The organism is Brevibacillus sp. MER 51 (assembly GCF_023714195.1).
In the GTDB taxonomy this organism is placed as follows: Bacteria; Bacillota; Bacilli; order Brevibacillales; family Brevibacillaceae; genus Brevibacillus.
Genome location: NZ_JAMAUS010000003.1, coordinates 252,596 through 265,073, shown reverse-complemented (window position 1 = coordinate 265,073; position 12,478 = coordinate 252,596). Strand labels below are relative to the sequence as shown.

At 48.9% G+C, this 12,478-nt stretch carries 17 protein-coding genes; all 17 read right to left on the bottom strand.

Features of this window, described 5'->3' with window-relative positions:
- Window positions 1–46 precede the first annotated feature (46 nt).
- Window positions 47–949, bottom strand: a complete 903-nt coding sequence (locus M3630_RS08390; protein ID WP_251251817.1) for a polyprenyl synthetase family protein — start codon at window positions 947–949, stop codon at window positions 47–49.
- A complete protein-coding gene (gene xseB, locus M3630_RS08385; protein WP_048032540.1) occupies window positions 946–1,200 on the bottom strand; it encodes an exodeoxyribonuclease VII small subunit in 255 nt (84 codons plus the stop codon). The genes M3630_RS08390 and xseB overlap by 4 nt, the downstream gene beginning before the upstream one ends.
- Window positions 1,169–2,551 (bottom strand): exodeoxyribonuclease VII large subunit, encoded by a 1,383-nt coding sequence (gene xseA / locus M3630_RS08380; protein ID WP_251251816.1) that lies wholly within the window; start codon window positions 2,549–2,551, stop codon window positions 1,169–1,171. The genes xseB and xseA overlap by 32 nt, the downstream gene beginning before the upstream one ends.
- A gap of 114 nt (window positions 2,552–2,665) precedes the next feature.
- Entirely contained in the window at window positions 2,666–3,520 is an 855-nt protein-coding gene (gene folD, locus M3630_RS08375; protein ID WP_173609603.1) for a bifunctional methylenetetrahydrofolate dehydrogenase/methenyltetrahydrofolate cyclohydrolase FolD, read from the bottom strand.
- A gap of 88 nt (window positions 3,521–3,608) precedes the next feature.
- Window positions 3,609–4,571: a tRNA (adenosine(37)-N6)-threonylcarbamoyltransferase complex transferase subunit TsaD gene (locus M3630_RS08370; RefSeq protein ID WP_173609604.1), complete on the bottom strand. Its 963-nt coding sequence runs from the start codon at window positions 4,569–4,571 to the stop codon at window positions 3,609–3,611.
- An 18-nt stretch (window positions 4,572–4,589) separates the two neighbouring features.
- Window positions 4,590–4,994: a transcription antitermination factor NusB gene (gene nusB, locus M3630_RS08365; protein ID WP_088907127.1), complete on the bottom strand. Its 405-nt coding sequence runs from the start codon at window positions 4,992–4,994 to the stop codon at window positions 4,590–4,592.
- A gap of 47 nt (window positions 4,995–5,041) precedes the next feature.
- On the bottom strand, window positions 5,042–5,254 hold the full coding sequence (locus tag M3630_RS08360; protein WP_012686029.1) for a DUF2273 domain-containing protein: 213 nt from the start codon (window positions 5,252–5,254) through the stop codon (window positions 5,042–5,044).
- Between the two features lie 12 nt (window positions 5,255–5,266).
- A complete protein-coding gene (amaP, locus tag M3630_RS08355) occupies window positions 5,267–5,824 on the bottom strand; it encodes an alkaline shock response membrane anchor protein AmaP (RefSeq protein WP_173609605.1) in 558 nt (185 codons plus the stop codon).
- 153 nt (window positions 5,825–5,977) lie between these two features.
- Window positions 5,978–6,394 carry an Asp23/Gls24 family envelope stress response protein gene (locus M3630_RS08350; RefSeq protein WP_012686027.1) on the bottom strand — a complete coding sequence of 139 codons (417 nt, stop codon included), beginning with the start codon at window positions 6,392–6,394 and terminating at the stop codon, window positions 5,978–5,980.
- Window positions 6,395–6,463: 69 nt separating this feature from the next.
- Window positions 6,464–7,819 carry an acetyl-CoA carboxylase biotin carboxylase subunit gene (accC, locus tag M3630_RS08345; RefSeq protein WP_173609606.1) on the bottom strand — a complete coding sequence of 452 codons (1,356 nt, stop codon included), beginning with the start codon at window positions 7,817–7,819 and terminating at the stop codon, window positions 6,464–6,466.
- Between the two features lie 16 nt (window positions 7,820–7,835).
- Window positions 7,836–8,336, bottom strand: coding sequence for an acetyl-CoA carboxylase biotin carboxyl carrier protein (gene accB, locus M3630_RS08340; protein ID WP_173609839.1), 501 nt, complete (start codon window positions 8,334–8,336; stop codon window positions 7,836–7,838).
- 207 nt (window positions 8,337–8,543) lie between these two features.
- On the bottom strand, window positions 8,544–9,218 hold the full coding sequence (locus tag M3630_RS08335; protein WP_251251815.1) for a SpoIIIAH-like family protein: 675 nt from the start codon (window positions 9,216–9,218) through the stop codon (window positions 8,544–8,546).
- Window positions 9,219–9,231: 13 nt separating this feature from the next.
- The gene (gene spoIIIAG / locus M3630_RS08330) at window positions 9,232–9,927 is read right to left on the bottom strand and encodes a stage III sporulation protein AG (protein WP_173609608.1); all 696 of its coding nucleotides are present in this window, start codon (window positions 9,925–9,927) and stop codon (window positions 9,232–9,234) included.
- Window positions 9,928–9,957: 30 nt separating this feature from the next.
- Window positions 9,958–10,635 carry a stage III sporulation protein AF gene (gene spoIIIAF / locus M3630_RS08325; RefSeq protein ID WP_251251814.1) on the bottom strand — a complete coding sequence of 226 codons (678 nt, stop codon included), beginning with the start codon at window positions 10,633–10,635 and terminating at the stop codon, window positions 9,958–9,960.
- A gap of 8 nt (window positions 10,636–10,643) precedes the next feature.
- A complete protein-coding gene (spoIIIAE, locus tag M3630_RS08320) occupies window positions 10,644–11,840 on the bottom strand; it encodes a stage III sporulation protein AE (protein ID WP_221867147.1) in 1,197 nt (398 codons plus the stop codon).
- Between the two features lie 16 nt (window positions 11,841–11,856).
- Window positions 11,857–12,246 carry a stage III sporulation protein AD gene (gene spoIIIAD, locus M3630_RS08315; protein ID WP_005827266.1) on the bottom strand — a complete coding sequence of 130 codons (390 nt, stop codon included), beginning with the start codon at window positions 12,244–12,246 and terminating at the stop codon, window positions 11,857–11,859.
- Between the two features lie 13 nt (window positions 12,247–12,259).
- Window positions 12,260–12,463, bottom strand: a complete 204-nt coding sequence (spoIIIAC, locus tag M3630_RS08310) for a stage III sporulation protein AC (RefSeq protein ID WP_007725726.1) — start codon at window positions 12,461–12,463, stop codon at window positions 12,260–12,262.
- Between the last annotated feature and the right edge of the window lie 15 nt (window positions 12,464–12,478).

The window sequence follows — 12,478 nt, the reverse complement described above, 5'->3', positions numbered from 1 at the left end:
GGTACGAAAAAAGCTGGCATTTCCCGCATGGGTTGCCAGCTTTCCCTTATTTATTGCGATCACGCACGTAGTCCGCCAAAGGACTGAGTGCAGAATTTTCGATTCCCGCATCTGAAAGCGCTGCTTTTGCCTCCGCAATCAATTCGTCAAGACGCACCTTCGATTCGGCTAGACCAAGAAGCGATGGATACGTCGCCTTTTCCCGATCTGCATCGCTGCCAACTGCTTTCCCCAGCTCTTGGGCATCCCCTTCCACATTCAAGATGTCATCCTGAATTTGAAAAGCAAGCCCAATGCAAACTCCATAGCGCGTCAATGCTTCCATTTGGCCTTCGGATGCTTCTGCGAGATAGCCTCCCCCGCGCAAGGCTGCGATTAAGAGATCACCCGTTTTGTGACGATGGATAAATTCGAGCTGATCCAGGTTAAGGCGCTTGCTCTCTCCTTCGATATCAGCCATCTGTCCGCCGACCATGCCAGTTGCTCCTGCACGTTTTCCCAGCTCCGCAATCAGTTTTACGGTAGTAGCCGCTGAAACATCAGCCCGATCCATGTAAGCTTCTGCAATGTAAGCGAACGCCCTCGTCAGTAAGGCATCTCCAGCGAGAATGGCTGTTGCTTCACCGAATACTTTGTGATTGGTCGGTTTTCCGCGACGAAGATCATCGTCGTCCATCGCAGGGAGATCATCATGAATCAAAGAGTACGTATGTATCATTTCCAAGGCAGCCGCAAATGCCACACCCCGTTCAATCGGCTTGTCCAGTGCTTCGAGGACCGCCAAAACCAGCATGGGACGCAACCTTTTTCCGCCTGCCATGAGCGAATACTTCATGGATTCGTACAAGTTTTCCGGAACTCCTTGCTTCTCAAGAGCTGGCAGGAGTCTTTGTTCTATATAGGCGGTCTTCTCCACTAAATAACTCTCGAATGTTTGCACGCCGATCATGATTCTCCTTCCACACGAAAAGCCTTCTGCTTTACTTGTCCGTCTTCTTCCACCAACTGGGTAATCTTCGCTTCGATTGCATCCAGCTTTTGGCCACAAATTCTGGAAAGAGTTACTCCTTCTTGATATAGAGTAATCGCTTCTTCGAGAGGTATATCTCCTTCCTCAAGTCGATTGACGACTTCTTCCAGGCGTTTCATCGCGTCCTCGAACTGCATATCAGTCTCTTGTTCTGTTTTCTTGCGAGCCACTCTGCTTCTCCTCCTCCCGATTCACTTTTTCCACTCGCGCAGTCGCACTGCCATCACTTAATCGTACCATGATCTCGTCGCCAGGGGCAAACTGTTCCACCGATTTCACGAGTCTGTCGTTGGTGTATACGAGTGAGAATCCACGCTGCATGACCTTCAGCGGGCTCAGTGCTTCCAGTGTCGCTATGCGAGCTGCAAATGCCATTCTTTTATGATTGAGACGGCCCAGCATCCGTTCGTCCAAAGTGGAGCGGAGTTTAGACAGATTTTTTCTTTTATCCCCGATTTGATCAGCGAGGCGATAGCGCTTGATCTGTTCGTCTAATCGCGTATAGCGTTCGCGTCTTCTGTCCAGCAAGTGCTTCATCGATTGACGCATCCGCAAATGTGCCCGATCCAATCGTTCTGCGGCTTCCTCCAGCCTCCGCTCCGGTTGGCGCATCGCATACGAATTGCTCAAGCGTGTCAAGCGGCTTCTCTGCTCTGTCATGGTACCACGCACTGCTCGATGCATCCGTATTTCTAGCTGCCGTACTCTTTCCACCCACTCCAAATAATGCGGCACAGCCAATTCGGCTGCGGCTGTCGGTGTTGCTGCCCGAACATCTGCTACGAAATCGGCGATCGTCACATCCGTCTCGTGTCCTACAGCGGAGATGACGGGGATGAGTGATGCAGCAATTGCTCTCGCGACGTTTTCATCATTAAACGCCCACAACTCCTCGATGGAACCACCACCGCGCCCTACAATGAGAACATCAATGTCAGGCTGATCGTTCATGATCCGAATAGCGGAAACAATCGATGCAGGTGCATCCGCACCTTGGACAACGGCTGGTGATAGTACGATCTCTGCTTGCGGATACCGTCTGCGAATCGTCGTGCAAATATCTCGAATAGCAGCTCCTGTCGGAGAAGTGACGACACCGACACGTTTGGGAAAACGCGGCAGCATCCGCTTCCTCTCCGCTGCAAACAACCCTTCTTGAGCCAATTTTTCTTTTAACTGCTCAAATGCTAAGTAAAGCGAGCCAATACCGTCTGGCTGCATCTCTTTAGCGTAAAACTGATACGCGCCATCCCGTTCGTATGCAGAAATAGATCCTCGTACAATCGCTTTGGCTCCTTCTTTGGGCAAGAAACGCAGGAAGCGGTTATAACTCGCAAACATGACGACTTTGATGCGTGACTGCTTGTCCTTTAGCGTGAAATACATATGGCCGCTGGAATGATGGGTAAAATTGGAGATTTCCCCTCTCACCCATATATCTTGAAGGTGGGGTTCCTTTTCCAGCACCAACTTAATATAGCGATTGAGATCACTGACGGATAAGATATCTTGTAATGCCATGCGGCCCCTCCTTTACAAAAAAACTTGGCTTTGCCGTGCATGCAACAAGGACTATGCAAAAGAATGGATAAAGCTTATGCCTTATCCATTCTATAATAAGTTGCCGATTTTCTTCTATTGTTTTGCTTGTTTTTTCGCAGCCGCAACGGTATTTTTCAACAGCATCGTAATCGTCATCGGACCAACGCCGCCAGGAACCGGGGTGATAAAGCTAGCCACTTCTTTGACCTCGTCGAACTTGACATCTCCAACCAGCTTACCTGATTCGATGCGATTCACACCAACATCAATGACGACAGCGCCCGGTTTAACATGCTCTTTACCGATCATATGAGCCCTTCCGGTTGCTACGACGAGGATGTCTGCCTTTTGAGCGTATTCCTCGAGATTTTGCGTGCGAGAATGACACATGGTTACCGTAGCATTTTCCTGTTGCAACAGCAATGAGACCGGCTTACCAACGATGTTGCTGCGTCCAATCACCACCGCATGTTTGCCTGCCATCGGAGTGCCTGTGCGCTTGATCAATTCAATAATCCCGTGCGGTGTGCAAGGAAGCATCGTCTCATTTCCCAATACCATGTTTCCTATGCTAATCGGATGGAAACCGTCCACATCTTTTTCTGGAGCAATGGCTTCAATGACCGCATGCTCTGAAATATGAGCGGGAAGAGGAAGCTGAACCAAAATCCCATGAACGTTCGGGTTTTCGTTTAACTGTTGAATGATCACCAACAATTCTTCCTCTGTGATGTCAGCGTCCTTCATAATGATCTCGGATGAAATACCGACTTCCTCGCAGCCTTTTGCCTTCCCCCGTACATATGAGTGTGAAGCTGGGTCGTCTCCAACAATAACAACGGTCAAACCCGGTACGATCCCTTGCTTTTTCAATTCAGCTACTTCGTTCGCCAATTCGGTCCGAATACTCTGTGCTACTTCTTTTCCCTGGAGAATGGTTGCAGCCATGGAGAAAATGCCTCCTTTATTAACGTCGATACGTTAAGTGTACCGATTTCCCCCTCAACTGTAAAGCCGAATTATAAAAAGTTCTCATTTATTTAACGTTCGCCTTTTGCTTCATCCACCCCAACATAGCGACTCCATAGGCATTATCACCGGAGTAAACGGGGTCACAGAAGTACAGCTTCGCCTTAACGGCAGGGTGTTCAAGTCGTTTGATCAGTCGCTCACGTATGTAATAATTAGCAGCTACTCCGCCGACAATCAAGATGTCCTTCGGGTAGCCTTGCTCTACTGCATGGCGCAATGACTTCTCTAGCGTATTGGCAATACATTGTTCTGTCGCTCGCGCAATCTCAGCAGGACTTGTACTCCCCTTCTCCACTTCCCGCAAAAGCGATGCTTCTGGACCAGAGAAACTAAAGGAAAGACCGTCAACTGCCGAAGAAATCCGAAACGCTCCTGTTGCTCCCTTTGCTAACTGCTCCAACGCGGGACCTGCAGGAAAGGACAGACCGAGTGCCACACCAATCCGATCGACCAGTTGACCTGCGTGCAGATCAATCGTCCCACCGATTTTCTCAATGGCATAACCGGCTGCATGACGCTCACACAGCAGCAACTCGCTGGTACCTCCAGACAAATGTACAGCCAAAAAGCGGTCTTCTGTCGGGCGTACCTCAGCGGAGTATTCCCCTGCCGCGATATGTCCCTCTTGATGAGTCGTCAAGTGCAGAGGAACGCGCAAATAAGTCGCCAACGATTTCGCCAAGCCCTCTCCTACCTTAAAAACAGGCATATACGATCCGTCTTGCGGACGCGGCTTCTCGCTCACACAAATCGCTGCGATCTCGTAGTCCTTCCACTTCATCTCTTCACTTAATTCCGGCAGGTTCATCACATGCTGAAAGACGGCTTCGGATTGTTGCAGTCCGCGCTTGCCCTCCTTTACTTTCAGAAGGCGTTTTGCTTCTGCGACAATTCGGCCGTCTTCCTCAGCCAAGCACAGTGATGTCCGGTAATTGCTCGTGTCGATTCCCAACATTACCTTACTCATGCTTGTATCTCCTACCTATTACGCCTGCTTGGTTTCACGTGATTGCAAGAAGCTCGACAACACACCGTTTATGTACCGGTGGGACTGCTCGTCGCTAAAGAGCTTCGCGATCTCAATCGCTTCGTTCATCACGACTTTGTCTGGTGTGTCTTGCTCAAACATGATCTCGTAAAAAGCCAGACGAAGAATAGCGCGATCTACATTGGCGATGCGTTCCAATTGCCATCCACGCAGATACTTCTTGATTTCTGAATCAATCTCGGTCAAGTTTTTCAATACACCATCGAGGAGATAACGCAAATACTGTGCATTTTCCTCGGATTCTTCCATGACGAGGGCAACCGCATCAGTTAACGGAACCTCCGCCATATCGATTTGGAAAAGACATTGGACTACTTTTTCTCGTGCTGTTCTTCGTTTCATACCATTCATTCACCTACTAATTAAAATGAGCTCGGACTTTCTTTATGTCACCGAAACTTGCCTGGCAAAATCTTGTCGAGTATTTCGCGCAAGTCTTCTTTATGATCGAGCTTGCGTCCAATATAATAACCCGTCCCGACAAACACAACAAAAACCAGTGTATCCCAAAATCCCACGAGAAGGTAGATGATGCCTAAAAAAAGTCCGGCAAAAACCCCCATTAGCTTCCCCTTGTGTTCCCACATTAACTCCCGCATCATTTACTTCACCTTCTATTCCACACGTTTACGAGCCGCGTAGTTTTCCTGCTGAGCTACTTCCGTCACGACAATGGCCACCTCAGAAATGACAACACCAGCAATCCCCTCGACTTGCTCCTTCACGTCCGCCTGTAGCTTCTGTGTCAGTTCGGGCAATGGCGTTTCTCCATCTACCGAAACACGCAGGGTGATAATATTGCCGCTCTCGAGTGCTTTTACTGTCGTTTTCATATCGCGCACGCCTTTCACTCGGCGGGCTGCACGCTCCGCAATGGTCTGGATCGTCTGAATCGTAATGTTGACCTCACCCAAATCACTGCGCTGACGGATTCCCCGTTCTACTTTAGGCTTGTTAGAGCGGAAAGAACTGAAAAAGAAGCGAAGGCTGACTACGAGGAAAATGATCGCGACAATGAGATAGGTGATGTTCGTACCCGCCAGCATCTGATCCACATATGGACGGAAAAAATCTTGCGGGATCAACCCGCTGGTAGCTGCTATCGCGATGCAGGACAAAACAATGAGCGCAAAGCTGTAAATCGTCAAGATAAAGCGGTCAAACAAGTTCACAAGCACCTCTCCTTTCAGCCATGTTTGAAAAAGGAGACAAACACGGCACGCTCCGGAAAACTCCATGAATTTACGCTCAAAACCTAAACAAAATCAATGTTTTCAAATGAGGAAAATGCCCCCTGTTCGTAGGGGGCATCCATCCGCTGCTTGTTAGCGCACGCGCTGGTGTTCTTCAACCGGTACTGGTGCCGGTACTTTTTCTTCTGCTTTCAACTCAACATCAACGATATGTACGTTTACTTCCACTACAGAAAGACCTGTCATGCTCTCAATCGCATTGCGTACACTATCTTGAATATTTCGAGCGACTTCCGGGATGCGATGTCCGTATTTGACAATAATCGAAACATCCACCGCCGCTTCGCGGGAGCCAACCTCTACACGCACACCACGTGCTATATTTTTACGGCCTAAACGTTCAGCTATTTCTCCTACGAAACCGCCGCTCATTTGTGCCACACCTTCTACTTCGGACGCAGCCATGCCGGCGATCACTTCCAACACTTCGGGAGCGATCTGGACCTTACCAAGTTCTGTTCTATCTAAGTCTGGAGTAAACTCTTCCATGCTTCGCACCTCCCTCTAATTTGTAATTCATTATACCAAGCACACCGTATTTTTACAAATCAGCCCTACTTACTCTTCATCCAGTTTCAAGTCGTAGGTTTCCAAGAACTTCGTATCGAAATGCCCGCTGACAAATACCTCATGATCCAATACCTTCAAATGGAACGGAATCGTTGTCGTAATACCCTCTACGACGAATTCGTCCAAAGCGCGCTTCATACGGTCAATGGCTTCGTTACGATCCTTGCCCCACACAATCAGCTTGGCGATCATAGAGTCGTAGTATGGCGGAATGGAATATCCCGCATACGCTGCACTGTCTACGCGCACACCAAATCCGCCTGGCGCCAAATATTCCGTGATACGACCTGGCGAAGGCATGAAGTTTTTCGCAGGATTCTCGGCATTAATACGGCATTCAATAGCCCAACCATCCATTTTGATATCCTCTTGCGTAAAGGACAATGGTTGGCCTGCCGCTACGGTCAGCTGCTCTTTGATCAGGTCAAAGCCAGTCACCAGCTCGGTTACCGGATGTTCTACCTGAATACGTGTATTCATTTCCATGAAGTAGAACTTTCCGTGTTTGTCCAGCAAAAACTCGACAGTGCCCGCGCCGTGATAGGAAACGGCTTTTGCCGCCGCAACAGCAGCTTCACCCATTTGACGGCGCAGCTCTTCGCTCAGTGCTGGCGATGGCGCTTCCTCGATCAGCTTTTGGTGACGACGTTGGATAGAGCAGTCGCGCTCACCCAGGTATACGGCATTGCCATGCTTGTCTGCCATGATTTGAATTTCCACATGGCGTGGGCCTTCCACGAACTTCTCCAAGTAAACACCTGGATTGCCAAAAGCCGTTTTTGCTTCATTTTGCGCCTGACGGATGGCTTTTTCCAAATCCTCGTCGTCTACAGCTACGCGCATTCCGCGTCCGCCGCCACCCGCTGTCGCTTTGACCATGACAGGATAGCCAATCTCGTTTGCGGTGACGACAGCGTCAGCCACATCTTCGATCAGCCCTTCCGTACCTGGTACAGTAGGCACACCTGCGGTTTTCATCGTATCCTTCGCTGTGGACTTGTCCCCCATCTTCACAATTGCTTCTGGGTCTGGACCGATAAAGGTAATGTTGCATGCGGCACAAATCTCGGCAAAATCGGCGTTTTCTGCCAAGAAGCCATAACCAGGATGGATGGCGTCTGCCCCTACCTTGGTCGCTACACTCATGATGTTTGCTATATTCAAATAGCTTTCCTTGGATGCCTTGGGACCAATACAGTAGGCTTCGTCGGCCAGCTTCACATGAAGCGCTTCACGATCCGCTTCGGAGTAGACGGCGACCGTACGAATGCCCAGCTCGCGGCATGCCCGGATAATACGCACGGCAATCTCCCCGCGATTGGCAATCAATACTTTTTGAAACATTCCGCTCTCCCCCACCTTATTCTGGCTTCACCAAAAACAATGCTTGGCCATACTCAACCAATTGGCCGTCTTCTACGAGCACTTTCACGATTTCTCCGCTTACTTCTGCTTCGATTTCGTTAAAGAGTTTCATTGCTTCCACGATGCAAACGACTTTGCTCGCTGTCACTTTGTCACCAGCTTGTACGTAAGGCGGCTTGCCTGGTTCTGGTGCGCTATAGAAAGTCCCTACCATTGGAGATACAATCTTGTGGAGATTTGCGTCATCCGATGCTTGTACAGCTGCTGCTTTCGGAGCTTCTGCTGCGACTGGTGCTGCTGCGACAACTGGCTGAGCCGGGATATGTGCTACTGGTGCTGCAACAGGAGCTTGAACCGCTGGTTGCGTGACGACAATCGTTTCCGTACCATTGGATTTTTTCAGAGACACCTTGGCACCTTCTGTTTCCAAGTTAAATTCTTGAATGGATGATTGATCAATTAACTTAATAATTTCACGGATCTCATGCATTTTCATTACGAACAAGCACTCCTTCTTTTCTTTCAATAGAGGTTCGTGGAGTCCATTATGTATCCTTTTGGCAAACCATAAATCCATGGTAGCCTGTTGCCTAAACCACGTCAAGAAAGGATTTCCCCGCTTCTTTTCCAACAGAAGCGAGAAAATCCTTACCATCATGCCCGTTTCTCCTGTCCCTTATAACGGGAAAGTACCGTAGTTTGATTAGGAAGACTTGTATTGTACGTTAATGTTTGTTGCCGGAATGTTCAAGTGCTGCTTCACGTTTGCAATGATTTCCACAACCTCGGTTGCGCTCAATTTATCTTTTTGTACTATGACTGTCGCCTTTTCATTTTGGACAGTAACGACCGCATCCTGATAACCACTCGCCTTGAGCATTTCTTCTGCAGTCATGGTAGCACTTTCCATATTGGATAGTTCTTCAAACTTGGCCATCGCTTCAGCTACTGCCTGTGGAGAGGAATCCGTGCTGTTTACGATCGCTAGCTGTTCGTCTTTTTGTTGCGCCAGCATGGCTTCGCGTTTCATCTTGTAGCCTTGGAAAATTTCACTTGCCGTTTCTGCTACCGGGACGACTGTGTTCGATGCTGCTGGTTTTGCATCTGGCGAAGCAGGCGTTTTCGCTTCCTTCGTGCCAGTTTTTTCGTCTGCCGGAGTTGTCTTTGGAGCTTGATCGACAGGGGTTGCTTGTGGGGCGTGATCTACTTGCTTGGATTCAACAACCACTCCGGAAATTTGCTCTTGCTTCTGAACGGCTTGCTCTTGTCCTGATGTTGGGACCTGTTCTTGCGGTCCCTTTACCAAGTAATATCCAGAGAGCACAACCATGACAGCAAGCATTGTCAACAACCAAACCGTTTGCTTTCGCAGAATCATTCGCCATTACCTCCTACCCTTTTTTGGGCAAAATGGATATTTTATAAGCGGGAACATCCAAAACCTTTTGAACGGCTTCAGTGATCCACGCTTTAACCTGGATGTTATCGGCCCCTTTTGCAACTACCAGGACCCCGCGGACTTTCGGCTTCAGCGTCTTCACAATAACGGGGGCATCTTGCTTGCCGCCTTGCACAATGACGACCTGCTCATCTCGTGACTGATCATTTTGATTGCGGGTTGCCTTTTCTTTGTCCATTTCCTGATTGGTTGAGGAACGAATGTTGCGGTTTTTTTCCACAACCAGCTCTGGTGTTGATTCCAGATTGACCATGACCTCTACTTCACCGACGCCGACAACAGAAGCTAGGATATCGCGAAGCTGTGTCTCGTAAATGTTTTCATATTCGGCAATGACATCGGTAGTCGGTGATCCCCCCAACACCTGGGAAGTTGTATCGCCTCCAGAAGGACCTGGCGCCTCACTCCCTATATCTCCAAATCCGAGTGGCTGGTCTTTTTCCACTCTGAGGAAATCCGTCAGAATCATGATGGCTACGCCAATTCCCAATATGACGATGAAATAGTGCAGCGGCTTTAGTTTTTGGTTTTTCCCCTTGCTTCCTACTACGATTTTCTTTTCTTCCTGCATCGTCTCGCCTTGCTGCTTCATAAACAGACTTTTCAGCTTTTCCCACAATTGGTTCATTGTTTTCACCTCGCTTCCTGACTGTATCCGCTACCGTTTCTCTCTTTCTCTCGATTCGTCTTTGATGACGACCTGACTTCTCGAGAGCCCCCACTCTTTGGCGACGTCGTTTGTGATTTGCGCATAAAGTGGGTTGTCATGATGAGCTGTTGCTGCAATATCTGGTTTGGGATCCGGTTGTATTTCAATGGGTTTGCCAATCGTAATCTCAACAGGTTGGACAGGTTTAATCGGCTCAATCGTGCTCTGCCCTTTTTGCTCTTCCTTGTTTGCGTCACCGACTACCAGCTCGATTCGCTCAAGGGTTGGCTGTTCTGGATTTTGCTGATTGACGGTAATCGTGACATCTTCGACAGTTACGCCGTACTGCTCTTTGACACTCGCTTTTACTGAGGACGCTACCTGTGACTGGACGTAAGCGGTCATCTGTTGGTTTTGTTGACCGAGCAGCTTGTCAGTGATGCGTTTCCACTCTGCCGAAGCAGGCTTGTTCAGCTCTTGCTGGTATCGATCCAGACGAAAGGCCAAATCTTCCTGCGAGAGGCTGAACAGACTGAACACAGGAGAAATGATTGTCAGCAAGAGAATCAAGCCCATCACCATTTTTACGTAGCGTTGCAGTGTCGTATTGGGCAAGATCAGATCGAGGAAGGCAGCCAAAAGGACGAGCAGGATAATTTTTTTCAACCACAGGGTTAACCACGTCATCTCATCACCTACCGAACCATCATGGAGATGTTGCCCGCCGCAATAATGATCGTAATCGCCAGAAAGAACATCAGGCCGACCGTTGCCAAAGCAGCGAAGACGAACAAAAGACTTTTCCCAATCGTACCTAACGCACTGATGATTGGGCTGTTTCCAAGCGGTTGGAGTACGGCAGATGACAGATTGTAGATCAGAGCCAGTACCAGTATCTTCAAAGCCGGAAACGCGCATAGCATGATCAGGATCAAAACTCCCGCCAAGCCCACGGCATTTTTCACCAGTAGCGAGGCATTGAGTACAGTATCTGCCGCATCGGAGAACACACGACCTACTATCGGGATGAAATTGCCCGTGATGTATTTCGCTGTTCGGAGCGTGACCCCGTCCGCAACGGCTGAAGTGGCTCCTTGTATGGAAATGATGGCGAGAAAGATCGTCAGAAACGAGCCAAGGACACCCATTGCAATATTGCGCAGCAAGGTCGCTAACTGCGTGACTTTGTACCTCTCTGAAAACAGGCTGACGATAGAGAGCATCGCCGAGAGAAACAGAAGCGGGAATACGACATAAGAGATCATCATGCCGCTGGTGTTGATCATGAAGATAATCAACGGGTGAAACATTGTGGCGGATGCCAGATTGCCTACCGAAGCGAGCAGCGCGATGACGAGCGGGATCATGGCCAGCATGAAATCAGACATGTTCGCGATTGCGTCTTTTGCATAGGTAATGGCGACATGAAAGCTGTTGATCGCAAGTACCATCAAGACGAGATACGTAATCGAGTACGCCACTGTCGATACCGCATTGCGTTCAAAGGCGTTCTGCATCGTTTCGAGAATCATCGCGAAGACTGTAATGATAATGATGGAGCTGAGCAGCTTGCCATTCATCAAAATCTCATGAAAGATGAACTTGCCCATTCCTTGCAGGACTCCTGAAATACTAAAGTCACCTTGCTGCATGAGGATTTGGATAAAGCCTTCCGATTTCAAATCAGGCAAGTACCCTTTATAGTCGCGCTGCAACTGTTTCCAATACTGTTCGACTCGGTCTAGCTGCAAGTGATCGACCTGTTGCTGCACGATTTGATTGATCGGACCGGCTCCGGGTGCCACAGCGGGTGTCGTTGTAGCTGACACCGCTACTGGAAACAAGGCAAATAGCAGGAACCAGAACAGGATCAGCTTGCAAGTATGTGCCATGGACATCCCACCTCCCTTATGCCGGCAACAAGTCGATCACTGTTTCGATAATGATTTGGATGATCGGTACAGCCATAACCAGTATGAGAACTTTTCCAGCGAGCTCGATTTTCGAAGCAATCGCACCTTGTCCAGCATCTCGGGTCATCTGCGCACCGAATTCAGCAATGTAGGCAATTCCGATGATTTTTAGAATCGTTTCCAGAAACACAAGGTTCAAATCTGCTTGAACCGCCAATCTTTCCAAAATCCGAATGACCTCTGCTATTTTTCCGACGAGAAAGTAAAAGATGATGACTCCGCTCGCGATCGCCAGCAAAAAGGCGAACATCGGCTTCTGCTCCTTAATGACTAGCGCGAGAATCGTAGCCACCAGTCCTAGTCCGACAATTTGTACAATCTCCATCTGGAGCCCCTCCTCAGTTGAACAGGAAGACGCGTTTTACTTCGGAGAACAAATCGCCGATGTAATGGGACACCATGTAAAGGACAATGATGAATCCAACCAGAGTTGCCCAATGCGCAATATCTTCCTTGCCCGCCTGCTTCAGGACCGTATGCAGGATGGCTGTAATGAACCCTACTGCTCCTATCTGGAAAACAGGTGTCAAATCAAAATCCACTGTGAACACCTCGCC